The organism is Neptunomonas japonica JAMM 1380 (assembly GCF_016592555.1).
In the GTDB taxonomy this organism is placed as follows: domain Bacteria; phylum Pseudomonadota; class Gammaproteobacteria; order Pseudomonadales; family Balneatricaceae; genus Neptunomonas; species Neptunomonas japonica_A.
This window is the reverse complement of sequence record NZ_AP014546.1, coordinates 2,361,400-2,385,511: the sequence shown is the minus strand read 5'-3', so window position 1 is coordinate 2,385,511 and position 24,112 is coordinate 2,361,400. Positions and strand designations below refer to the sequence as shown.

The 24,112-nt window shown below is 44.2% G+C and carries 23 protein-coding genes; 12 read left to right on the top strand and 11 right to left on the bottom strand.

From position 1 onward, the window contains the following. The first annotated feature begins 39 nt into the window (after positions 1-39). The 3 genes from NEJAP_RS11250 to NEJAP_RS11240 all read left to right on the top strand — a co-directional run bounded on the left by NEJAP_RS11250 (position 40) and on the right by NEJAP_RS11240 (position 2,099). Complete coding sequence (locus NEJAP_RS11250; protein ID WP_201347338.1) at positions 40-780, top strand: YebC/PmpR family DNA-binding transcriptional regulator; 741 nt, start codon at positions 40-42, stop codon at positions 778-780. Positions 781-922: 142 nt separating this feature from the next. Next, the gene (ruvC, locus tag NEJAP_RS11245; protein ID WP_201347337.1) at positions 923-1,438 is read left to right on the top strand and encodes a crossover junction endodeoxyribonuclease RuvC; all 516 of its coding nucleotides are present in this window, start codon (positions 923-925) and stop codon (positions 1,436-1,438) included. A 1-nt stretch (position 1,439) separates the two neighbouring features. Continuing rightward, entirely contained in the window at positions 1,440-2,099 is a 660-nt protein-coding gene (locus NEJAP_RS11240) for a trimeric intracellular cation channel family protein (protein WP_201347336.1), read from the top strand. Positions 2,100-2,104: 5 nt separating this feature from the next. Here the strand turns inward: NEJAP_RS11240 and NEJAP_RS11235 are convergent, their stop codons facing one another. From NEJAP_RS11235 to gloB, 7 genes are all read right to left on the bottom strand, one after another. Continuing rightward, a complete protein-coding gene (locus tag NEJAP_RS11235) occupies positions 2,105-3,727 on the bottom strand; it encodes an ABC transporter ATP-binding protein (protein WP_236590901.1) in 1,623 nt (540 codons plus the stop codon). Next, a complete protein-coding gene (locus NEJAP_RS11230; RefSeq protein WP_329610956.1) occupies positions 3,724-4,755 on the bottom strand; it encodes an ABC transporter permease in 1,032 nt (343 codons plus the stop codon). Before NEJAP_RS11230 ends, NEJAP_RS11235 begins: the two co-directional genes overlap by 4 nt. Next, positions 4,752-5,837 carry a microcin C ABC transporter permease YejB gene (locus tag NEJAP_RS11225; protein WP_201347334.1) on the bottom strand — a complete coding sequence of 362 codons (1,086 nt, stop codon included), beginning with the start codon at positions 5,835-5,837 and terminating at the stop codon, positions 4,752-4,754. The genes NEJAP_RS11230 and NEJAP_RS11225 overlap by 4 nt, the downstream gene beginning before the upstream one ends. Then, entirely contained in the window at positions 5,837-7,645 is a 1,809-nt protein-coding gene (locus NEJAP_RS11220; protein WP_236590900.1) for an extracellular solute-binding protein, read from the bottom strand. The genes NEJAP_RS11225 and NEJAP_RS11220 overlap by 1 nt, the downstream gene beginning before the upstream one ends. 78 nt (positions 7,646-7,723) lie before the next feature. Continuing rightward, positions 7,724-7,975 carry a hypothetical protein gene (locus NEJAP_RS11215; protein ID WP_201347333.1) on the bottom strand — a complete coding sequence of 84 codons (252 nt, stop codon included), beginning with the start codon at positions 7,973-7,975 and terminating at the stop codon, positions 7,724-7,726. A 2-nt stretch (positions 7,976-7,977) separates the two neighbouring features. Continuing rightward, positions 7,978-9,558 (bottom strand): lytic transglycosylase, encoded by a 1,581-nt coding sequence (locus NEJAP_RS11210; protein ID WP_201347332.1) that lies wholly within the window; start codon positions 9,556-9,558, stop codon positions 7,978-7,980. A gap of 70 nt (positions 9,559-9,628) precedes the next feature. Then, entirely contained in the window at positions 9,629-10,402 is a 774-nt protein-coding gene (gloB, locus tag NEJAP_RS11205; RefSeq protein WP_201347331.1) for a hydroxyacylglutathione hydrolase, read from the bottom strand. 98 nt (positions 10,403-10,500) lie between these two features. Between gloB and NEJAP_RS11200 the strand changes: the two genes are divergently transcribed. From NEJAP_RS11200 to dnaQ, 3 genes are read left to right on the top strand one after another with little or no spacing between them, the layout of a single operon-like run. Further along, a complete protein-coding gene (locus NEJAP_RS11200; RefSeq protein ID WP_201347330.1) occupies positions 10,501-11,277 on the top strand; it encodes a class I SAM-dependent methyltransferase in 777 nt (258 codons plus the stop codon). Beyond that, entirely contained in the window at positions 11,264-11,707 is a 444-nt protein-coding gene (gene rnhA, locus NEJAP_RS11195; RefSeq protein WP_201347329.1) for a ribonuclease HI, read from the top strand. Before NEJAP_RS11200 ends, rnhA begins: the two co-directional genes overlap by 14 nt. A 6-nt stretch (positions 11,708-11,713) precedes the next feature. Continuing rightward, the gene (gene dnaQ / locus NEJAP_RS11190; protein ID WP_201347328.1) at positions 11,714-12,442 is read left to right on the top strand and encodes a DNA polymerase III subunit epsilon; all 729 of its coding nucleotides are present in this window, start codon (positions 11,714-11,716) and stop codon (positions 12,440-12,442) included. An 84-nt stretch (positions 12,443-12,526) separates the two neighbouring features. Here dnaQ and nhaB read toward each other — a convergent pair whose 3' ends face one another. Beyond that, entirely contained in the window at positions 12,527-14,032 is a 1,506-nt protein-coding gene (nhaB, locus tag NEJAP_RS11185; protein ID WP_201347327.1) for a sodium/proton antiporter NhaB, read from the bottom strand. A 216-nt stretch (positions 14,033-14,248) separates the two neighbouring features. Between nhaB and nudC the strand changes: the two genes are divergently transcribed. Then, positions 14,249-15,034 (top strand): NAD(+) diphosphatase, encoded by a 786-nt coding sequence (gene nudC / locus NEJAP_RS11180; RefSeq protein WP_201347326.1) that lies wholly within the window; start codon positions 14,249-14,251, stop codon positions 15,032-15,034. A 1-nt stretch (position 15,035) separates the two neighbouring features. Here nudC and NEJAP_RS11175 read toward each other — a convergent pair whose 3' ends face one another. Next, entirely contained in the window at positions 15,036-15,365 is a 330-nt protein-coding gene (locus NEJAP_RS11175; RefSeq protein WP_201347325.1) for an SCP2 sterol-binding domain-containing protein, read from the bottom strand. 108 nt (positions 15,366-15,473) lie between these two features. Here NEJAP_RS11175 and sohB point away from each other — a divergent pair, with 108 nt between their 5' ends. The 5 genes from sohB (at position 15,474) to NEJAP_RS11150 (ending at position 19,912) form a co-directional block, all read left to right on the top strand. Beyond that, entirely contained in the window at positions 15,474-16,544 is a 1,071-nt protein-coding gene (gene sohB, locus NEJAP_RS11170; RefSeq protein WP_201347324.1) for a protease SohB, read from the top strand. Positions 16,545-16,623: 79 nt separating this feature from the next. After that, on the top strand, positions 16,624-17,283 hold the full coding sequence (locus NEJAP_RS11165) for a TetR/AcrR family transcriptional regulator (protein WP_201347323.1): 660 nt from the start codon (positions 16,624-16,626) through the stop codon (positions 17,281-17,283). A gap of 13 nt (positions 17,284-17,296) precedes the next feature. Beyond that, positions 17,297-17,773, top strand: a complete 477-nt coding sequence (locus tag NEJAP_RS11160) for a L,D-transpeptidase (RefSeq protein WP_201347322.1) — start codon at positions 17,297-17,299, stop codon at positions 17,771-17,773. Continuing rightward, positions 17,773-18,774 carry a beta-N-acetylhexosaminidase gene (gene nagZ / locus NEJAP_RS11155; protein ID WP_201347321.1) on the top strand — a complete coding sequence of 334 codons (1,002 nt, stop codon included), beginning with the start codon at positions 17,773-17,775 and terminating at the stop codon, positions 18,772-18,774. The genes NEJAP_RS11160 and nagZ overlap by 1 nt, the downstream gene beginning before the upstream one ends. A gap of 7 nt (positions 18,775-18,781) precedes the next feature. Continuing rightward, on the top strand, positions 18,782-19,912 hold the full coding sequence (locus NEJAP_RS11150) for a mechanosensitive ion channel family protein (protein WP_201347320.1): 1,131 nt from the start codon (positions 18,782-18,784) through the stop codon (positions 19,910-19,912). Positions 19,913-20,023: 111 nt separating this feature from the next. Here NEJAP_RS11150 and NEJAP_RS11145 read toward each other — a convergent pair whose 3' ends face one another. Both NEJAP_RS11145 and mfd read right to left on the bottom strand, forming a co-directional pair. Further along, positions 20,024-20,593, bottom strand: a complete 570-nt coding sequence (locus NEJAP_RS11145) for a CsiV family protein (protein WP_201347319.1) — start codon at positions 20,591-20,593, stop codon at positions 20,024-20,026. Then, positions 20,590-24,045, bottom strand: a complete 3,456-nt coding sequence (mfd, locus tag NEJAP_RS11140) for a transcription-repair coupling factor (protein WP_201347318.1) — start codon at positions 24,043-24,045, stop codon at positions 20,590-20,592. Before mfd ends, NEJAP_RS11145 begins: the two co-directional genes overlap by 4 nt. Positions 24,046-24,112: the final 67 nt, after the last annotated feature.

Below are 24,112 nucleotides of genomic sequence, written 5' to 3'. Positions count from 1 at the left end.
TGCTTTATTTGCGTATTACAGCAAACACGGGAGAGATCGATGGCAGGCCATTCGAAGTTCGCTAACATCAAGCACCGCAAGGCTGCACAAGATGCGAAGCGAGGAAAGATATTTACTAAACTTATTCGTGAGCTAGTCGTGGCAGCGAAAGAGGGTGGCGGTAATCCAGATGATAACCCTCGTTTGCGTGCAGCGATAGATAAAAGCCTTGGCTCTAATATGAAGCGCGATACTATCGAAAAAGCGGTGCAGCGTGGTGCGGGCGGTGGCGAAGGTGAAAACTACGATGAATTAACCTATGAAGGTTATGGTTCAGGTGGTGTTGCTTTTCTAGTTGAAACGATGACAGACAATGTAAACCGTACCGTTTCCCAAGTGCGCTCGGCATTCTCAAAAGCAGGTGGTAATTTAGGTACCAGTGGTTCAGTTGCTTATTTGTTTGAAAAGAAAGGTCTATTATCTTTTGAGGCCGGTGCAGATGAAGATGCCATCATGGAAGCGGCATTAGAGCTAGGTGCTGATGATGTTGTTACTCATGACGATGGCTCTATCGATGTGTTTACTGCACCAGCCGATTTCTTAGATGTCAAAGAAGGCTTGATTGCGGCGGGTCTTGAAGCTGCGCATGACGAGGTTTCAATGGTTCCTTCAACCACGGCTGAGTTAGATGTTGAGGGAGGTCGTAAAGTGCTGCGTCTTCTCGATACGCTTGAAGATCTAGATGATGTGCAAAACGTATATCATAATGCTGAGATCCCAGAAGAATCTTTACAAGAGTAACGCTCTGTTTAGTGACTTAAAAAGCCGAGGCTCTTTTGTGTAGAGCCTCGGCTTTTTTGATGGTTATGTGCTTGGTATGAAGGCTATGCTTATGGGTATTGGCTAAGTGTGTGAGGTTCTGTGTGATGAGCAAGGTTGTTGAATGATCATTTTAGGTATTGATCCTGGTTCGCGTATAACAGGCTATGGCCTAATTAATGTGGTGGGTGCTCGTAATGAATATGTAGCGAGTGGATGTATTCGTATTAAAGGGGATGAGCTACCAGAGCGCCTAAATCAAGTTTTTGAAGGTGTGACTGAGGTTATTAGGCAGTTCTCGCCTCAAGAAATGGCTATTGAGCAGGTATTCATGTCTAAAAATGCGGACTCTGCACTAAAGCTAGGCCAAGCTCGTGGTGTTGCTATTGTTGCCGGTACCCAGCAGGAGCTACCTGTATTCGAATACGCCGCTCGATCTATTAAGCAATCCGTTGTGGGCAAGGGCTCTGCTGATAAGGTGCAAGTGCAGCACATGGTCACACAGATACTTAAACTTCCTGGTTTGCCGCAGGCTGATGCAGCCGATGCGTTGGCTATTGCTTTGTGTCATGCCAATACACGCTTGGGCATGATTAAGATGGCGGGTGCAACTGGGCGTCGTCAGGGGCGTTGGAGGTGATATGGATTACGCAACACTGATTTTTATTGCGGAATTAATCGGAGTATCTGTTTTTTCGATTACAGGAGCCTTGGCCGCTCAAGGTAAGCGAATGGATATTCTTGGGGTGGTCGTGCTCGCTATTGTTACCTCGCTTGGCGGTGGGACCATTCGCGATATTACGCTTAATGCATATCCTATTGGTTGGGTTGTTAATAATACCTACCTTTGGACGGCCATTGTCTCAGCGGTTTCTGCATTTCTAATTTGCCGATATTTTTTATACCCCCGTAGAACAATGTTGGTACTAGATGCGGCGGGTTTAGCGTTGTTTGCTGTATTAGGTGCAGAGAAGGCGATGTCCCTTGGGGTGGGGCCTATCATCGTCATCATGATGGCTTGTATTACTGGCTGTGCTGGCGGTATGATCCGAGATATATTGACGCGTGAAATCCCTCTGATCCTGCATCGAGAGGGGGAGCTTTATGCCACATGTGCCATCTTAGGGGCTGTTTTTTACGTTGTATTCTTTGGTTTGATTGAGGAGCGATTATTGGCTATCGCCTCGATGTTAATTATTTTCATCACTCGTTTAGCCGCAATATTTGGTGACCTTTGCTTGCCCGAGTTTATTGTGGCGGGGCATAAATTGGAGTCACCAGAAGAGGCGAGGGATCGGTAGTTTTTTTACTCAAAAGCTGCTCTTAACAAGTCTTGAGTATAGGGATGAGACGGCGCGCTGAATAAGGTGTCGGCATCGCCATGCTCTATTACCTCTCCTTGCTTCATGACCAGTACTTTATGACTCAGGGCTTTGACAACTGATAAGTCGTGACTAATAAATATGTAGCTAAGGGCATATTTTTTCTGTAGATCTTTAAGCAACTCAACAATTTGCACTTGAACGGTTCTGTCCAAAGCAGAAGTTGGTTCATCAAGGATAATAACGTCAGGCTTGAGAATGAGCGCGCGAGCAATCGATATGCGTTGTCGCTGTCCACCAGAAAATTCATGTGGGTAGCGGTGTCGTACATCAGGGTCAAGGCCCACTTCGAGCAGGGCTTTGGTTATTAGCGATTCTCTTTCTGATCCTTTTCCTATGTTATGAACGGTTAACCCTTCAGCGATACACTCTTCAACTGACATGCGTGGGCTGAGGCTTCCAAATGGGTCTTGAAAGACCACTTGAAGCTGTCTTCTTAAAGGCTTTATTTCACTTTGGTTGAGTCCGTCGATTCTTTGATTACGAAAGCTGATTGCTCCTTCGCTATGGATTAGACGAAGTATTGCTAGACCCAGTGTTGTTTTTCCTGAGCCGGATTCTCCTACAACGCCCAGTGTCTCGCCTCGTTGCAGGCTGAGGCTAACACCATTGACCGCTTTAATATGATCGACAGTTCTGCCTAAAAAACCGCGTTTAATAGGAAACCAGATTCTAAGATCATCAGTTTCTAAAATACACTCACTATTCTTAGCTACTGGAAGAGGTTTTCCGGTTGGTTCGGCTGTGATGAGTTGCTGTGTGTAGCTGGCTTGCGGCTGATTAAAAATTTGTTGAGTATTACCACGCTCTACAATTTCTCCTTGGTACATGACACAGACGTTCTTGGCATAGCGCTTAACTATATTAAGGTCGTGAGTAATCAGCAAAATGGCCATGCCAAGCTTTTGCTGTAATTCTTGTAATAGTTCCAGTATTTGCTTTTGTACGGTGACATCTAAAGCCGTGGTTGGTTCGTCAGCAATGAGTAGATCAGGCTCATTAGCAAGTGCCATTGCTATCATGACACGTTGCCGCTGCCCGCCGGATAACTGGTGAGGGTAACTAGCTAGCCTGCTTTCAGGGTCTCTGATGCCGACTAAAGTGAGCAGCTCTAATGTTCGCTCTCGTGCTGCATTTCCTTTTAGTAGTTTATGCAGCCATAGGCTTTCAGCTATTTGTTTTTCTACTGTATGAAGAGGGTTGAGAGAGGTCATCGGCTCTTGGAATATGATGCTGATCTGGTCTCCTCTAATATCTCTAAGTGTTACTTCATCGGCTTGTAGAATATCTTTTCCCTGATAGTGGATGCTGCCAGTAGGATGGCTGGCTTTAGGGTAGGGAAGTAAACGTAATAGGGAGAGGGCGGTGACTGATTTCCCAGAGCCTGACTCACCGACTAAAGCCATTGTTTCGCCTTGTTTAATCTCAAAGCTAACAGATTTTACTGCCGTTACTGCTGAACTTCCTTCTCCAAACTGCACGCTCAGATTGTCGACCCTTACTAAGTTTTGTACTGTAGTAGTCTGTGCGCTGGTGTGCATGGTCATAGCAGGGTTTTCCTAGGATCAAAGGCATCGCGGACCGCTTCACCGATAAAAATTAGTAACGTTAACATAACGGAAAGCGTCATAAAGGCAGATAGCCCTAGCCAAGGAGCATGAAGGTTGTCTTTACCCTGAGCAATGAGTTCACCTAATGAGGCAGACCCTGGTGGTAAGCCAAAACCAAGAAAGTCTAATGCAGTGAGGGTGACGATACCGCCGTTGAAGATGAAAGGCATAAAAGTAAGAGTCGCAACCATCGCATTGGGCAATATGTGGCGGAACATGATTTGCTGGTTCGATACGCCTAAAGCTCTTGCTGCTCGAACGTATTCTAGATTTCTTCCGCGAAGAAATTCGGCGCGTACTACATCAACAAGGTTCATCCATGAAAATAGCAGCATAATACCCAGCAGCCACCAGAAGTTTGGTTCTACAATACTGGCAAGAATGATTAATAAAAATAGCACAGGCAGCCCTGACCAGATTTCAATAAAGCGCTGAAAATACAAGTCGACTTTGCCGCCATAGAAGCCCTGCAAAGCTCCTGCGATAACACCAATGACCGAGCTAGTAAGCGTAAGGACTAATGCAAATAAAATGGATATGCGAAATCCGTAGATGACGCGTGCTAGAACATCGCGGCCTTGATCGTCTGTACCGAGTAGGTTTTCAGTGCTCGGTGGTGAGGGGGCTGGGACAGGTAAGTCATAGTTGATGCTACGGTGGTCGTATCGCACGGGTGGCCAGATAATCCAGCCATTACCCTCTTCAGTAATGAGCTCTTGGACGAAGGGGTCTTTGTAGTCAGCTGCAGATTGAAATTCGCCACCAAATTCTGTTTCGTAATACTCTTTAACAACAGGGAAGTAAAAATTATTTTGGTACTTAATTAAGAGTGGCTGCTCATTAGCAATAAATTCTGCGCATAGGCTGAGTAAGAATAAGGCAAGAAATATCCATAATGACCAAAAGCCGCGACGGTTTAGTTTGAAATTAGCAAGTCGTCGTTGGTTAATAGGGCTCATGATTATTGCTCCCTACTTTCAAAGTCAATACGCGGGTCAACTGCTACATACATGAGGTCGCTAATTAGCTTCATAAGTAAACCAATGAGCGTAAATATGTAAAGTGTGCCAAAAATAACCGGGTAATCACGGTTAATAACAGCCTCATACCCGAGTAGTCCAAGACCATCAAGAGAGAAAATAACTTCAATGAGCATTGAGCCAGTGAAGAATATACCGATCAATGCGGCGGGCATACCGGCAATAATAAGCAGCATGGCATTACGAAACACATGCCCATATAACACGCTCTTTTCTGTTAATCCCTTGGCGCGTGCAGTGAGCACATATTGTTTATTGATTTCATCTAGAAATGAATTCTTGGTCAGCATGGTTAATGTGGCAAAGCTACTGATGACCGAGGCAAAAACGGGTAGTGTAATGTGCCAAAAATAATCGCCAATTTTTCCTAATAGTGACAGCTCGTCAAAATTGGAAGAAGTAAGCCCTCTTAATGGGAACCAGTCAAAATAGCTCCCGCCAGCGAATAAAACAATCAATAAAATGGCAAATAAGAAGTTGGGGATTGCGTAGCCAATAATAATAGCGGTGCTGCTCCAAACATCAAAGTTGGAGCCGTCTTTGACTGCTTTTCTAATGCCTAAAGGGACGGATATCAGGTAAGTCAGTAGTGTTGTCCATAGGCCCAGAGAAATAGAAACAGGAAGCTTTTCAATAATAAGATCGATGACACTTTTATCACTGTAAAAGCTTTTGCCAAAATCAAACGTTAGGTAGTTACCCAGCATTTGAAAGTAGCGTTCATGTGCCGGCTTATCAAAACCGTATAGCGCTTCTATCTCTGCGACTAGGCGTGGATCAAGCCCGCGTCCACCGCGATAACTACTATCATTGTTGTTTTGGCTGGCTGTTAAGTCGCCACCACCTGAACTACCAGGAACGGCGCTGTTACTTAGGCCCTCGAGTTGAGCAATAGTTTGTTCGACAGGGCCGCCTGGTGCCGCCTGAATAATAAGGAAGTTGATAGTGAGAATACCGATCAGCGTTGGGATAATCAGTAGCAATCGTCTAAGAATGTATGCAGCCATTAATTAGCAGGCCCGCTGATAGCTTTTTTTACCCACCACGTATCAAATCCTAAATCATAAGTAGGTTTTATAGCAGGAAAGCCAAACATTTTTTTATAGGCAATACGGTAGCTGCGGCTGTGGTACTGAGGAATAACATAGTAGCTCCACTGTAGAACCCGATCGAGAGCGCGAGAACGCAGTACTAATTGTTCGCGATCAGGCGCTTGTATGATTAATTGAATCAACTTATCTACCACAGGGCTTTCAATACCTATAAGGTTACGGCTACCGAGTTGTTGTGCATTCTTAGAGCCCCAATATTCAAAAAGTTCATTTCCAGGTGATGAGGATTGGCCAAATGAACCTACGACCATATCAAAATCAAAAGCACGTAAACGGTTGATATATTGAGAAACGTCAACTATTCGAATGGATGTTTCTATACCCATTCGTTGTAGGTTTTTGATCATGGGCGCTACGATGCGCTCAAATTCTTTTTGAACCAATAAAATTTCAAATACCATCGGTTTATTGGTCGCTTTGTTTATTAACTTGCCGTTAGTTAATTCCCAACCCGCACGTTTTAATAAGCGTAATGCTTGTCTTAACTCTTTTCGAATTTTTCCCGAGCCATCGTAGCTTGGCGCCCGGTAGACTTGGGTAAATACTTCGTCAGGAAGTTGTGCTCTGAATGGCTCTAGAATGTTTAACTCTTCTGGTGTTGGTAAAGTTGTGGCAGCCATGTCAGAGTTTGAAAAGTAGCTATGGGTGCGTGTATAAGCACTGTAAAACAGGTTGTTGTTGGTCCATTCAAAATCAAAGGCGTAGCTGAGTGCTTTGCGTACATTAGGGTCTTTAAAATAAGGCTTACGAGTATTAAACATAAAAGCCTGCATGCCTGTTGGCTTGCTATGAGTAATCTCTTCTTTGATCAGTTCGCCGCTGTCAAATTGTGGCCCTGAGTAGCTGGTGGCCCATTGTTTTGATGAGGTTTCTTGACGAAAATCGTAAGCGCCGGCTTTGAAGGCTTCAAGCGAGACGGTACTGTCTCGATAATAATCATAAGTGATTGAATCAAAGTTGAAGCGACCTTTATTAACGGCAAGATCTTTTCCCCAATAATCGGGGTTTCTTTGGTAGGTAATCGAGCGCCCAGATTCAAACTTAGCAAGTGTATATGGGCCTGAGCCAATTGGAATATCTATGGAGGGAATTGAAAAATCACGGTTGTGCCAAAAATGCTTAGCCAAAATTGGAATTTCACCCACGATCAAAGGGAGTTCTCGGTTACCGTTATTCCTGAAATGGAATTTAACAGTGAGCGGGGCTATCGCTTCAATATTTTGTATATCACCAAGATAAGACTTGTAAAAAGGGGCTCCTTTTTCAAGCAATTGATTAAAAGTGAAAATGACATCTTCAGCAGTAACAGGTGTGCCATCAGAAAAGCGTGCTTGAGGGCGAAGGTGAAATGTAATGCTCTCTCTGGAGTCTGGCATATCGACACTGGCCGCTAAAAGGCCGTATTGGGAAAAGGGCTCGTCCAATGCTTTGCTCATTAATGAATCGTATATAAGTCCCAGTCCATTGGCGGAAGTGCCTTTGATTATAAACCCGTTGAAACTATCAAATGTGCCCAGTGCCCACTCTTTAATGTTGCCACCTTTGGGAGCGTTAGGGTTGGTGTACTCAAAATGGCTAAAGTTAGGGGCGTATTTTAGGTCGCCATGCATTGATAAGCCGTGTTCGGCAGCACTACAAGAGAGAGGTACTAAACTTAAAAGCGCTGCGCGAATGAAAAGTTTTTTTAGCGAAAACATAGACATAAACTAAAATCCAGAAGGTAAGCTGCTACTGATATAGAAGTTATATCAGTGGTGCGCAGATAATACTACTGTTCAGTTTTACTCTTTTTCAGGAGTGTAGTGTTTCGCTGACTCAGTTAATGCGTCGTGTAGCGTACGACGAGGTATTTTCTCTAAAGTGAGTCTTTGTAATTCGTGGTTCAAATAGGCATGTTTGCTGCTATTGCCTTCAGCAAGGCCTTTTATTAAATCTTGATCCATCCACTTTTGAATGCGTTTATAAAGGAACACTTTAAAAGCAATGGCGGTGATGGTTGCAATAGCAATGATAAAGACGTCGAGCATATCCATGATTAATTCTGCACTATTCGTGTATCACTAAGAAAAAGTTTTAATTGCTGGCCTGGTTTTATAATAATTGAGTCGCTACGCAAGTTGTTCCATTCGCGTATATCAGCAACATTGATATTGTAGCGGTTAGCAATAACAGATAATGAGTCGCCACTGCGGACTTTATAGGCAATTTTTTGTAACGCCAACGCTTCATCGTTACTGAAGTTTGCCGGTAAAGCACCAATGCGAAGTTTTTGGCCAATCTTTAAAGTACTACCTGATTGCAGGTTGTTCCATTGGGCGAGCTCTTTTGTGTTGGTTTGATAGCGCTGTGCAATAGCCCAAAGAGTGTCTCCAGCCTTTACTTTGTACTGTGAAATAGTGGCAGTTCTTCTTGTTGTCTGATTTTTAGGTGTGGCTGATGGTGTAAAGATAGCGTCTTGGGGAATGAGTAGCGTTTTGCCGGCACGTAGCTTATTAGAGGCTAATTGATTGGCATGTTTAATCATGCTAACAGGTGTCTCAAACCTTTCAGCAATGACGCTTAATGAGTCACCGGATTTTATTGTGTACTCGACCCATTGCGAGCGTGATAAAGAAGTAAGCTCATTCATTACTGCGTGCAAGTCTTGAGATTGTTTTTCAGGAACAAGCAAACGATGTGGCCCTGATGGGGCGCTTACTTTACGTAATAGCCCAGGATTTAGTTGTTGTAGCTCCGCTAGTCGAATGCCGGATACACTAGCGGCCTGCACTAAGTTAATTTGCCCTTCGGTTTTAATCACAGAAAAGTAGGGCTCATTTTCAATGGCTGGCAGATCCATATTATATAGATCTGGGGAGCGAACAAAGGACGCGATAGCAAGAATGCGTGGTACATAAAGACGAGTTTCGCGTGGTAGCTTAAGTGACCAGAAATCCGTTGGTTTACCTGCTTCGCGGTTTTTTCTCATGGCTTTTGAGACAGTACCACCGCCAGCGTTATAGGCTGCCATAGTTAGTAACCAGTCGCCTTTAAAGCGTTTGTTGAGGTGTTCCAGATAATCCAGTGCAAAATGGGTCGAATCGAGTATATCTTTACGTCCGTCATACCAGCGGTTTCGTTTGATGCCTCGGTATTTTGCTGTGCTGGGTATAAACTGCCATATGCCAGCAGCGTGTCCTGAAGAGTATGCTTGAGGGTCGTAACGGCTTTCGACAGCGGGTAATAAAGCGATCTCAGCGGGTAAATCGCGCTTTAGAACTTCATTTAAAACATAGTGGTAATAACGCGCTGCGTTTTCGGTAATGCGGCGCATATGACCCGGATATTTGCTATACCAGCCAATCTGAATATCGACAGCATCATGTTGGGCTTCATTCGTTAACTGAAAATGCTGGCGCGTTAGTTCCCAGAGGTCATCAGGGGCTTGGGAATAGCTTGGTAGGGACTGTAGTTCTGGATAGGTTTCGTGGTTGTCAGAGAAAGCAGTACTCGGTGTTTTCTGTGGTGTGGCAGAAGGTTTTGGCTGAGCCGTTGCCATGTCATTTTTTTGTACTGTTTGGCAGCCTGTAATTAGACTTGAAACAATTAACATAGAAGCTATTAAACAGCGCGACATACAATTTACCCAGCAAAATTTGATGCGTAATTTTAGCAGGCTTAAATAGAGGGTCAATGCACCTTATTGCTCAGAAGTTGTTTTTCCACTCTCTTATGACAGTGAAAGCTTCTAATTCATTGTTAATACTAGATTTTATGTGGGATCTGGCCGCTTCCTTTACTGTCTCTTCTTGGCTACGCATAAAGGGGTTAACCATTAATTCTTGAGAGATAGATGATGGTAATGTAGGAATGTTTTGCGCTCGAAGTTGTTTGCATCGACTTATGGTGGCGCTGATATCTAGATTGTTAGGCTCTACAGCACTGGCAAAAGTGAGGTTAGCCAGTGAATATTCATGAGTGCAATAAATGTTAGTTTCAGGAGGTAGTGTTTTAAAATAATCCATATTTTTTAACATTTGCTCAGCCGTTCCTTCAAATAACCGACCACACCCTGCTAGAAACAATGTGTCTCCACAGAAGAGTTGTGGTGTTTCTGTGCTTTTAAAATAGCAAATGTGATCGAGGGTGTGCCCAGGTACCTCTTTGACCGTCATTGTTTCGCCTAAAAGCGTTATTTGTTCGTCATCTTTTAGAGGATGCGATATACCTTTAAATGGTGAGTTATGGGGACCGTAAACGGGTACTGAGTAAAGCTCAACAAGTTGCTTGACGCCACCGGTGTGGTCGCCATGGTGGTGTGTTAACAGAATAGCGATTAGAGGAGTGTTAGTTTCGTTCATTGCTTTAATGACGACATCGGCATCGCCGGGGTCGACTACAACCATTCCAGAATGATCTGCGCTAGTTAGCATCCAAATATAGTTGTCATCAAATGCAGGAAGTGGCAATACAGTAAACATAGTAAACCTCATCTTTTTTATTAGTCGGAGATTACCCTAAATGTTGATGACTGTTAACATATAGGCTTAGTTAATGTTTAGGTTGGTAGCGCTTCAATATGAATTTTCATTCTCAGCAACCCGTTGAAGAACTGGCAGAGCCGCTAAAGCACTGGTTTTCAAATGATCTAGGTAAAGAGCTGCTCAAAGCAGAGCAGGAAATACTTGATAAGCTGTTGCCTAGTTTGTATGGCGTGCATTTAGTACAGATGGGTGTTGATCCAACAATAGATTTAGCGAGTGAAAGCGCTGTTGCTCATACTTTTATTGTTTACCATAAACTAGAGCTGGGTATGCAGCCCAATAGTCTTATTGCCCAAAATGCGGAGTTACCGCTTGAGCATAATAGTGTCGATGTTGTCTTATTACATCACTCGTTAGACTTTGCCGCGAGCCCCCATCAGGTTTTGCGTGAGGCTGCGCGCGTGCTTCGTCCTGGTGGTCATTTACTAATTGTTAACTTCAATCCTGTTTCTTGGTGGGGCTTATCGCGTTTTTGGACACGTAAGAGTAAAGAACCCGTTTGGCAAAAAGCACACTTTATTAGCCATCACCGTTTAGTGGATTGGATAAATCTATTGGAGTTAACCGAGCTGAAAACTAAAAGTGATTATTTTTTGCCTTCATATGAGTCATCAAATGTGAGGCGAAAATTTGGAAAGCTACAGGGCGTAGGGAGAAAGTATTTATCCCGCTTTGGTGCTTTTAATATCATTCTTGCTCGAAAAGATATAGGCGGAATGACGGCGATACCCCCTGAAAAATCTGGGAAACGTTTTATTAGATTGCCGGTTGCTGAGCCGGCTACAAGAGGACAAGTACGTGAAAGCCGTTGAGATATTTACTGATGGAGCTTGTAAAGGCAACCCTGGTCCTGGTGGTTGGGGGGCTGTTCTAAGATACGGCGAAACTGTTAAGCACCTTTGGGGTGGGGCTAAAGAAACAACTAATAACCGAATGGAGTTGTTAGCTGCAATTGAAGCACTTTCTGCTTTGAAGAGTGCGCGTCCTGTTATTTTGACGACTGACTCACAGTATGTTCGCAAAGGTATCACTGAGTGGATTGCAGGATGGCGCAGAAATGGCTGGAAAACAGCGGCTAAGAAACCGGTTAAAAATGCCGATTTATGGCAGCGTCTAGATGAATTATCTGCTCAGTACGATATTGACTGGCGTTGGGTTAAGGGGCATAGCGGGCATCCAGAGAATGAGTTGGCGGATGATCTTGCAAATCGCGGTGTAGATGAGATTTTAAAAAGGGCTTAAAGCAAAATGCGTCAGATTATCCTCGATACAGAAACAACCGGTCTGGAATGGTCCGAAGGGCATAATATTATCGAAATTGGCTGTGTTGAGATGCAGCGAAGAAAGTTAACAGGTAATCATTATCACCAATATACAAAACCTGTTCATGAAATTGATAAAGAGGCGATGGATGTTCATGGTATCACGCATGAGTTTTTATCCGATAAACCCAGCTTTAAAGAAATAGCTGATGAATTTTTGGAGTATATTCGCGGTGCTGAATTAATCATTCATAACGCGACTTTTGATATAGGTTTTCTTGATGCTGAGTTAGGTCGTAATGGTTATGATGTTCGCATAGCGGATATTTGTACTATTACCGACTCCTTGCGCTTGGCTCGGCATAAGCACCCGGGGCAAAAGAATAACTTGGATGCGCTATGTAAGCGATATGGTATCGATAACTCGCACCGAGAACTGCATGGTGCTTTACTGGACTCAGAGATACTTGCTGATGTTTATCTTGCGCTAACGGGTGGTCAAACGTCATTACTATTAAGTGATGGTGATGGCGATCAGAGCCAAGAAGGTGACGAAGTAGCTATTAAGCGTATGGGAGCGGAGTCATTAGGCTTGGCTGTTCTAGCTGCAACAGGTGATGAAATGGTCGAGCATGAAGCGTTTCTAGATAGGCTTGATAAAAGTGCAGGTGGTGAGTGCGTTTGGCGCAAGCCGGTCGCTGTATTGGATAGTTGATCAAAGTTTAAGGCGAGTAAATAAAAAAATAAAACGGGCTATTTAGCCCGTTTTTTTGTGAGGATCGCTACTTTCGTAAAATAACTACCCGAGTGATACGGTAACAGCGATATAGCCGACAATGCTCATCACAACAGTGTAAGGGAATGCCATCACAACCATGCGTCCATATGAGAGACGAATGAGTGGTGCTAGTGCTGATGTTAGTAAGAATAGGAAGGCAGCTTGGCCGTTTGGTGTAGCAACACTTGGAATGTTAGTTCCTGTATTGATAGCAATGGCGAGAGCGTCAAAGTGGCTGCGAGTTATTTCACCCGCGTCAAGTGCTGCGGCAACTTCGTTGATGTAAACAGTAGCTACAAACACGTTATCACTGATAGCAGAAAGCAGACCGTTGGCTATAAAGAAGAAACCGGGTTGGTCTTTTAGGTCCATTTCAAGTACAGCATGAATAATAGGTTGAAATAGGTGCTGGTCATGTATAACGGATACCACCGCAAAGAAAACAACCAAAAGAGCAGTGAAGGGCAAAGCTTCTTCGAAAGCTTTACCAATTTGATGTTCTTCGGTAATACCGTTAAAGGCGGTGAGTAGTACGATGATTGTCAAGCCGATAAGGCCTACTGCTGCAAGGTGAAATGCTAATGCGAGTACTAGGAAGATAGATACTAGCACTTGAACAGCGAGTTCAGCTTTGTGGCGAAGCGTGCGCTTTTTCTCTTCTTCTGCTGCAAAGTCCTCAAGAATGTGGCGTACTCTAGAAGGAAGTTCTACGCCATATCCAAAGAGGCGAGTTTTTTCTAGGATTAAGCAAGTAAGCAGCCCTGCGACCAGAACGGGCATAGTGATAGGGGCCATTAATACGAAGAACTGGATAAAGTCCCAGCCTGCTTTTTGAGCAATCAATAGGTTTTGTGGTTCCCCTACTAGTGTGCAAACACCACCTAGAGCTGTACCTACAGCGCCATGCATCAACAAGCTTCTTAAAAAGGCACGAAAATCTTCCAAATCGTTTCGACTTGTCTCTTCAACTGATTCATCATCAGCATGGTCATGGTCGTGATCATAGTGTTTGCCAGAAGCGACTTTGTGATAAACAGAATAAAAACCTACGCCTACGCTAATAAGTACCGCTGTTACCGTCAGTGCATCAAGAAAAGCGGACAAAAATGCAGCAGATAATGAAAACAGCAATGATAGCATTGCTTTGGATTTTACCTTCAAAAGAATAATGGTGAAAATCCATAGCAGCATGGTTTTCATGAAGTAGATACCCGCCACCATAAACATTAGCAGTAAGATAACTTCAAGGTTTCCGCTAACTTCATGATAAACCGATTCTGGTGAGGCCAGCCCAATAACGATGGCTTCTAAGGCGAGTAGCCCGCCAGGTTGCAACGGGTAGCACTTAAGCGCTAGCGCTAATGTGAAAATAAATTCAAAGATGAGGGTCCAGCCGGTTACAACGGGGCCTGCAACCATCAATAAGATGGGATTTAAAATCAGAAAGCCAATAATGGCCTGCTTGTACCAGACGGGAGAATTTCCTAGGAAATTGCGCATTAGCGCCTGAGGAAAAGTAATGGTCATTTATTATTGTCCTAATTGTTAAACAGGTCGTTTACTACAAACGGATATTCAAATGTTGGTGTAGACTAGCAGTAGATTGATAAAACCTGAATAGTTATACGTCAATATTGGCTAATTAATTCCGTATTATAGTTTGTTTGTGACATAGATCAGGCGAGGGTTGGTACTTGATAAACATTTAAATAAGTACATCCCCCAATTTTCATAAGAAAATCAATGACAAAAGAGCAAGGAGCGGTAGTGGAGGAGTGTTATATCGTTGGCTCATCAGGGGCTATGTATTTGCATAAAATGGGGGGGTATCTGCATGCCTCTTTGAGTGATTTTGCTAAAGAAGATGTTGAGGCTGTCTATCCAGTGGGTGAGATGAGAGGTTCGCTCATCAATTTAGTGATTCTGAAACGTGGCTCCTCTATTTCCTTGGAAAAAGCCAATCTTAGAGGGTTGTTATCTGTTTCTCGGGATGAGCAAGAATATGTAACTCTGTCCAGAGCTGCACAATTAGTCACTTGGCATAATGAACATCGCTTTTGTGGGCGCTGTGGGCATCAAATGAAGCATCATGCCGTTGACTTAGCAAAACATTGCGAAAGCTGCGCTTTAGTGCAGTATCCACGTATATCGCCTTGTATCATTGTGTTAGTCGTTGATGGCGACCGTTGTATATTGGCTCGCTCACCCCGTTTTAAGCCGGGGGTTTTTAGTACGTTAGCGGGCTTCATTGAGGCCGGTGAGACTGCAGAGTCAGCTGTGCATCGAGAAATTAAAGAAGAAGTGGGTGTAGATGTTAAGAATGTACGTTATGTAGAAAGTCAGTCGTGGCCTTTTCCGCATTCTTTGATGTTAGGTTTTTTTGCAGACTATGCTGGAGGAGAGTTAATTCCTGATGGTGTAGAAATTGAGGAGGCTAATTGGTATCACCGCGATGCGATGCCGGATTTGCCACCCTCGTTTGCGATTTCTTCGACATTAATTGGACATTTCCTTAAAGGTAATGTCTGATTTATGATTTGTTTTTAAAGAGTTTGCCGAGCTTTGTAGCAAGCATGACATTGCCTTCAGCGCGAAGTTGGCCCTTGAGGAATGCGCTCATGCCGTCCTGCTCTCCGGTAACGACCCTAATAAAGGTGTCGGCATCCATAAGTAATGTGATGGATGGGTCTTGGTGCTCGCCTTGTTCGGTTGTGCAGGTCTGTTCTTTAATCGAGATATAAAAATCGTCGTCATCTTCTAGTAAAAACTGAAAGATGGCATCAAGGCTGCCAGCAGCGTCTGCTTGGAAGCGTGAGGGTAGTTTTTCAATAACGCGAGTGACAGTAATATCTGAACTCATTATAAATACATTCCTGTTAGGAAAAGTAGCGTACAGTGGATTCGTTAATTCGCTTTTATGTTACATTACCGCACTTAATACTGATAACTCTTTTTCTGGAGAAACCTGTTGTCTGAATTTTTCTTTGAATACGGTCTGTTTGCTGCGAAAGCATTCACCGGATTAGTGGTTGTGTTGCTGTTAGTAGCTGGCATCATAATGGTAAGTGCGCGCAACCGTCGGGATGATGGTGATGGTGAGGTTGATGTAACCTCTATAAATGATCTTTACGAAGATATGAAGGATACAGTTGAAGCTGCTGTATTAGATAAGGATGCTTATAAACAGCTGCTGAAGCAGCAGAAAAAGCAAGATAAGCTTGAAAGTAAGCAGCGCAAGAAAGAAGCGAAAACAGCCTCTATTAAAGAGCCAGAGGATAAGAAGCGTATTTATGTACTTGATTTCGATGGTGATATTAAAGCCAGTGAGGTTGAGTTGCTGAGAGAAGAAATTTCGGCAGTATTGACTTTTGCTCGTCCTTGCGATGAGGTTGTTATACGTTTGGAGAGCGCTGGCGGTATGGTGCATACCTATGGTTTGGCTGCTTCTCAGCTGGCGCGTATTAAAGCTAGCGGAATACCGTTAACCGTTTGTGTCGATCAGGTAGCAGCCAGTGGTGGTTATCTTATGGCATGCTTGGCTGACCGGCTTATTGCTGCGCCGTTTGCGTTAGTAGGTTCCATTGGTGTTATTGCCCAGGTTCCAAATTTTAATCGTGTGCTAAAGAAGCATGATGTTGATTACGAGATGTTCACTGCTGGTGAGTACAAGCGTACAGTGACAATGTTTGGTGAGAATACAGAAAAAGGTAAACAGAAATTTGTTGAAGAACTTGAAGATACGCATGCACTTTTCAAGGAGTTTGTTTCTGAATATCGCCCACAGCTAAATATTGAAAAAGTAGCAACCGGTGAAGTATGGTTTGGTAAGCGTGCTTTAGCAGAAGAGCTGATTGATGAGCTTTCTACATCAGATGATTACCTGATGACCGCATGTAATGAAGCTGATGTGTTTAGAGTGCGCTACGAGATGAAAAAAACGCTTCAAGAGCGTTTAAGTGAGATGGCAATTCAAACCTCTGAGGGCATCGTATCTAAAATTTGGACACGTGTCTCGAATAGCCGTTTTATGACAAGATAAATAAAATTTTTCTATTGCTCATCTATGAGCTATATTTTTTATATAAATGTTTTAAACAAGATTTGAAAGGAGGCGGAGCTTGCAGCGGTCTAAAACGGCAAACCAAATACTAAAAGCTGCTGAAGCTTTATTTTCTGAGCAGGGGTTCTCAGAAACAACCATGCGTCAGATTACCGCGGCTGCCGATGTGAATTTGGCAGCAGTGAATTATCACTTTGGTTCTAAGCAGGGTCTTATTCAAGCTGTTTCTGAGAAATATTTAACGCCTTTTTGTGATTACATTGATGATGCTGTTACTGAGCGTTTATCAAGCGAGTCTGGTGTCACTGTTACCTCGGACGAGTTGATGGAGATGGTGATGCGAGCATTGTTGGACGTGAGGCATGATAATACGCATGCCTTGTCTATGTTTATGCGCTTGCTTGATCTTTCCTATATGAAAAGCCAGTCAGTACTGCGTGAGTATATGTTTTTGCAACAGCACGTTAAGCTTGAGCGTTTTTTAGAGCTTTTACGTAACGATTCATCTCCTATGGAAGATGATGAGTTCTTCTGGCGTTTACATTTTCTTATGGGGTCTATGGTTTTTACTTTATCGAATTTTCATACACTAATTTCTATCGAGAAAAGTGAATTTGATAAAGAGGTTGAGATAGAAAAGGTTCTGCACAGAATGATCCCTGTATTAACGGCAGGATTGCAGGCCCGTTCGGATAAAACTTTTTTCTGCCGACTCTGATTTAAAACCCCTCATGCACTTGCAGTTAAACATTAAACAACAGGTTTTGACCGTGCACTTAGCACAAGGCAGTCGGCAATTTCATGTGTCGACTGCGCTTAATGGTGCCGGTGAAAAATTTGGATCAGGCTGTACGCCCAGAGGCTTGCATATTATACGTGCCAAAATTGGCGAGAGCCTTCCCCTTAATTCGGTATTCGTTGGACGCCGTTTTACCGGCGAGATCTATACGCCCGATTTGGCCAAATTACACCCTAAAAGAGATTGGATACTGACGCGCATTTTGTGGCTCAGCGGGAAAGAGCCTAGTCGTAACCGCTTAGGTTCAGTCGATAGTATGAGACGGTATATCTATATTCATGGCACACCAGATACTGAACCTATGGGTGTTGCGTTGTCACATGGCTGTATTCGCATGCGTAATTTAGATGTAATTGAGTTATTTGACCTTGTTCCAGTCGGAACTGAATTATTGATTGAGGAGTGCTGATGTCTTCTGGGCGTTTGATGCTGGATGTGCAAGGGCTGTCATTGGTGTCATCTGAGCGGGATATGCTTAGTCATCCAGAAGCGGGAGGGTTGATACTTTTTGGGCGCAATTACCAGTGTAAGTCACAGTTAAGTGACTTGATTGCAGATATACGAGAACAAAATCCGGGCATCTTATTGGCAGTGGACCATGAGGGCGGGCGGGTTCAGCGTTTTCGTCATGAGTTTGTAAGGATTCCTCCTATGCGTGTGCTTGCCCAGTTGTGGGAGGCGGACCCTGATAAAGCGCTACAGGTAACAGAAGATATTGGTTGGCTTATGGCAGCGGAGCTCATTAATTATGATATCGATATAAGTTTTGCCCCAGTGCTCGATATTGACTGGTCTCGCAGTGAGATTATAGGTGATCGAGCGTTTGGCAAAAGTGCTCCACAAGTTATTTCACTTGCGAGTAGCTTCATGGCAGGGATGCATGATGCCGGCATGGCAGCAACAGGGAAGCATTTTCCTGGGCATGGTTGGGTTGTTGCTGATTCTCATCTTGATATTCCTTGTGATGAGCGCAGTTTTGAGATGCTGTGTTCTGATGATATTAAACCTTTTAAGGCATTAATTGATCAGGGGTTAGACGCTATTATGCCTGCGCATATTATTTATCAGCAGGTGGATGAGAAAACAGCGGGTTTTTCAGGCTTTTGGCTTAAAAAAATATTACGTGAGCAGTTGGGGTTTTCAGGTGTTATTTTCAGTGATGACCTGAGCATGGAAGGGGCTTCTGCTGTTGGCGGGTTTGTTGAGCGGACACAAGCGGCGCTTGATGCAGGATGTGATATGGCGCTTGTGTGTAACAATCCAGAAGGCGCTGTGCAGGTGCTTTCCTATTTAGAGCGTTATCAGGGGCCTTCAACAGTCTCTATACATACCATGAAGCATAAAAAACACGCCTTTGATGAGTCGCGTTTTGAACGTGTGCAGGATTTAATATTACGGTTAGGGGCATAGCTTAGGGATGGATGTGAAAGAAGCGGTCAATGGGTTTAATGCCTGGTTGGTTCAGTACTTATCATTAGGCCAAGAGAATGGCTGGATTTTAAGTGTTTTTATCATCGTTCTTGTGACGCTTACAGGAGCCTTTGTTGCGCGTAAAGTGTTTGATCGAATGGCTGCTCAGCTTAAGCGCACTAAGAATACTTGGGATGATATCTTGCTTGATTCTGCAAGACGTCCTGCAGTAATGATGGTTTGGGTATTGGGCGGTAGTTGGGCTTTTGATGTTATCGATGCTAAAACAGGGACGGTCTTGCTTGGCGTCATTGAGCCTCTTCGCAAAGTAGCTGTTATTGTGTTGCTGGGTTGGTTTCTTATACGTTTTGTTCGTGCAGCTGAAAAAGCTTTAATTGATCCTGCCGGAATTGATACGACACTAGATGCAACTACGATAAGCGCAATGGGAAAGTTGCTGCGCTTATCGCTGATAATAACGGTCTCATTGGTGGTGTTGCAAAGCTTTGGCTATAGTATTTCTGGTGTGTTGGCATTTGGTGGAATTGGCGGTTTAGCCGTTGGCTTTGCTGCAAAAGATTTGTTGGCTAACTTTTTTGGTGGCCTGATGATCTATATGGATAGGCCGTTTAAGGTCGGTGATTGGGTTCGCTCTCCTGATCAAAATATTGAAGGGACAGTTGAGGATATCGGTTGGCGTTTAACGCGTATAAGGACGTTTGATAAGCGTCCTTTGTATGTGCCTAATGCAACGTTTGCCAGCATCTCTGTTGAAAACCCTTCTCGTATGACGCACCGCCGGATTTATGAAACAATTGGAGTGCGCTATTGTGACCTTAAAGCAGTGAAGGGGGTTGTTGTTGAGGTGCGTGAAATGTTACGCCAGCACCCTGATCTTGATCAATCGCAGACGCTGATTGTGAATTTGAATAAGTTTGCACCGTCTTCTCTCGACTTCTTTGTTTATACTTTCACTAAAACGACTAATTGGGTGCGTTTTCATCAAGTAAAAGAGGACGTCTTGCTAAAAATTATGGATATCGTTGAGAAGCATGGAGCTGAGGCAGCCTTTCCTACCAGTACAGTACATCTTATACCTGAAGGCGAGTTTCAGGTTCCCGTAGAGGCGCTTAAATAGACATGTTGCTCTGTAGAGGGGTAAGAGCTCGCCGTAAAGATGTGCGGTGAGCTTTCCTGATTTTAGGTTTCAGATGTGTCTATCTATCTATCTATCTATCTATCTATCTATTTAGTTTAGCGGTGTTGCGTAAACAAGAATGCCAAATAGCGGATGATCGATATAGTGCGCTTCTTTGGATTTCATGCGGCGCGGCTCATCTAGCACGGCAGCAATCGTTTTCTGAAATCCGTCTTCAAGTGTTACGGTGCGACGCAGCTGTAAATCTGGTTTGAAATGAAGGTAATGACCACGATCAACAGTTATTGCGCCTTCAAGCTCGTGATACCCATCATCCATTATGCTTCCTGCACGAATAGCAACGGGCTTAGAGCTTCTTCCTTTTCTTACGGACTGAGTCCACGCTTTATGGTAAATGACGCGTAGGCCGCTGGTGTTGCGAATTCTTTTGTCGGTACTTTTTAGCATGAAGCTACGAGCTGAGCGCTCGTTGTATCCGCCGCTAGAAAGGCTGATACCTGATGCAGGTGGTTTGTCGGGAGTTGGCCAGTATTCGCTGTATGCAGAGGCATTGTCACGGCTAAAGATAAGGACTTCTATTCCGTAAACTGTTGCTGCTTGAGCATTGCTCTGTAAAGTCAGCGATAGCAAAACGAAACATAAAGAGATCAGTTTTTTCATGGATGTACCTTACCCAGTTCTTTTAGCAGATTTTCAACAGCGTTGAAGCGTTGCTCGGTCTCTTCCATTTCTAAAGAAAAGCGGAGATGACTAGCGCCTTCAAGTTTGTATTTATTTTGTTGTTTTTGCACCAATGTCACAAGCGTAAAAGGATCTACCTTAGTTGCTTGGTCGAATTCAAGGCGACCACTTTGGCTGCCTGCATCCAATTTTATGATGCCGAGTTGTTCTGCCTGTAATTTTAGCGATGTTAGCCTGAACAGGCTCTTAGTCGTTTCAGGTAATAAGCCAAAACGGTCAATCATTTCAATCTGAAGTTCCTTCAGTTCGGTATCGTCTTTTGCGCTGGAAATACGTTTATACATGATTAAGCGGCTATGTACATCGGGTAGATAGTCATCTTTTATCAGTGCAGGAATATGTAAGTTGATTTCCGCGCCGTGATGAAGAGGTCTGTCCATGTTAGGTGTTTTGCCGTCCTTAATGGATTGGATGGCCTCTTCAAGCATTTCCATATAGAGAGTAAAGCCAATGCCTTGGATTTGACCGCTTTGATCGTCGCCGAGCAGTTCGCCAGCACCGCGTATTTCAAGGTCATGAGTGGCGAGGGTAAAGCCTGCGCCCAAGTCGTCAGCTAAAGCAATGGCTTCAAGTCGCTTGGTAGCATCTTTGCTAACGTTTTTAGCGGGGGGCGTCAGCATATAGGCGTAAGCCTGATGATGCGAGCGGCCGACGCGGCCTCGTAGCTGGTGTAGTTGAGCTAGGCCAAACTTATCGGCACGGTCAATAATAATAGTGTTGGCATTAGGGATGTCGATCCCTGTTTCAATAATGGTGGTGCATAGTAGGATGTTATGACGCTTATGATAGAAGTCGGTCATGACTTGTTCTAATTCTCGTTCACGCATCTGGCCGTGGCCAATGCCTATGCGGGCTTCTGGGACTAGTTCTGCTAGTTCTTGTGCGGTTTTTTCAATGGTTTTGACTTCGTTGTGAAGGTAGTAAACTTGTCCTCCGCGTAAGAGCTCACGTAAAACGGCTTCTTTAATAAGCGGGCCGTCTGATTCACGGACAAAAGTTTTGACAGCCAGTCTTCGTGCTGGTGGCGTAGCAATAATGGACAGATCTCGCATGCCAGACATGGCCATGTTGAGCGTGCGAGGAATGGGTGTTGCTGTCATGGTGAGGATGTCGATTTCAGAGCGTAGTGATTTGAGGCGCTCTTTTTGCTGTACGCCAAAGCGGTGCTCCTCATCAATGATGACCAAGCCTAAGTTCTTAAATGTGATATCGCCTTGTAATAGCTTATGTGTGCCTATGATGATGTCTATTTGGCCTGTTTTAAGCTTTTCTATCGCTTCAGTTTGTTGCTTACTGCTTCTAAAGCGCGAAATAAGCTCGACAGTTACTGGCCAGTCTGCAAAACGGTCTCTAAAGTTCTCAAAGTGTTGCTGGGCTAGTAAGGTGGTAGGAACAAGAATGGCTATTTGTCTTCCTGAGTTTGCGGCGATAAAAGCGGCCCGCATGGCAACTTCTGTTTTACCAAAGCCTACGTCGCCGCATACTAGTCGATCCATTGGCTGAGGAGATATCATGTCGCGAATAACGGATTGGATAGCTATTTCTTGGTCGGGTGTTTCTTCAAATGGAAAGCCAGAAACAAACAATTGATAGTCTTCATCCGGGTCACTAAAGGCAAAACCTTTGCGAGCTGCACGCCTTGCGTAAATATCTAATAGTTCGGCTGCCGTGTCGCGCACTTTTTCTGCCGCTTTTTGGCGGGCTTTGCTCCATTGCTCTGTACCAAGGCGGTGCAGTGGGGCAAGTTCGTCGCTGCTGCCACTGTATCGGCTAATTAAGTGTAACGAGGCTACCGGTACATACAGTTTGGCGTTATTGGCATAAGACAACGCTACAAATTCATTGGTCTGTCCGTCAAGGTCAATGGTTTCAAGGCCGAGGTAGCGCCCAATTCCGTGGTCTATATGTACGACAGGTGCGTTAGGCGCGAGCTCTGCGAGGTTGCGAACGACGAGGTCTGTTTGGCCTTTGTCTTTGGCGCGTCTTCTGCGTTGGAATACTTGTCTGCCAAAGAGTTGTGATTCTGAAATAACATGAATGTCGTTATCAGCGCTGAGTCCGCGATTGATTGGGTATACTGTTAATGCGCAACGGATATCGCTATCAATAAACGATTGCCAGTTATCGACAATAATGGGCTTAATGTGGGCTTTATTGAGTAGCTCTTGAAGCGCTTCGCGTCGGCCAGCAGACTCAGCGCAAAATAAGATCTTGTGGCTGGGGCGCTCCTCTAAAAAACTCGTTAGTAGTGAGAGAGGGGAGGATGACTGAGCATTTATTGTTAGCTCGGGTGTTTCTTGGTAAGGAAAATTGAATCTGCCGGCGGTGTCATCTGCTACAGGATCTGCGCTAAATTGAATGCGTCTAAATTGCTTGAGGGCGCCGAAGAACTCGTCTTTAGGGGTGAATATTGCGCTAGGTGGCAAGATAGGGCGTTCGATATCATGGCGGCGCTCTTCATAGCGGCCATTAACATCGTTCCAGAATTGCTGGCAAGGCCTGTCAAGTGACCCATCGGATACTATCAGAGTCTCTTTGGGTAGGTAGTCAAAGAGTGTAGCGGTCTCGTCAAAGAAAAATGGTAAGTAGTACTCAATTCCAGCTGGTGCGAAACCGTTACTGACATCTTGGTAGGTTGGGCAGCGACGTTGGTCAACATCAAAGGTGTTGCGCCAGTTCTGTTTAAAGCGAGAAATGGCTTCTTCTGTTAGTGGTACTTCGCGTGCTGGTAATAAGCGAATCTGCTCAATTTTGTCGATAGATCGCTGTGATTCAGGATCAAATGTGCGCAGAGTGTCAATTTCATCATCAAAAAGATCAATCCTAAAAGGTGTTTCTGCGCCCATAGGAAAAAGGTCAATGATGGAGCCTCTGACGGCGTATTCTCCATGTTCATTCACGGTATCAACGGCGCGATAGCCTGCATTGCTAAGTTGTTGTCTTAATTTGTCAATATTAAGAGGCTGGCCTGTTTGCAATAATAATGAGTGTGCCTGTAAAAAGCTGGAGGGCGCAATCCGGTGCATAAGCGTGCTGATAGGCACGATAACAACACCATGTTTGAGTTGCGACAGCTGCTTTAATGTACTGACGCGTGTTGAAGTAATGTCCTGATGGGGTGAAAACGTATCGTAGGGCAGGGTTTCCCAATCAGGAAAAGGAAGAATCTCTAAGTTTTGAGCTGCCGAGTAAAAATGGATTTCATTTTCCAGTAGGCTCGCTGTATCACTGTTTCGCGTGATGACTAAGGTTAGTTGTTGATGCTTAAGAGCTGCTTGAGCTATTAATAACCCGGCGGCACTTTGGTGTGCTTGGCCCACCCATTTGATATCACCTGGTTTTGTCGGTATCGGAAATATCAAATTTGTCACGAAACCTCTCCTGTTTCAGAATATTGAGAAGCGCCCTATATTACAGATTGGCTCAAAGAAGAGATAT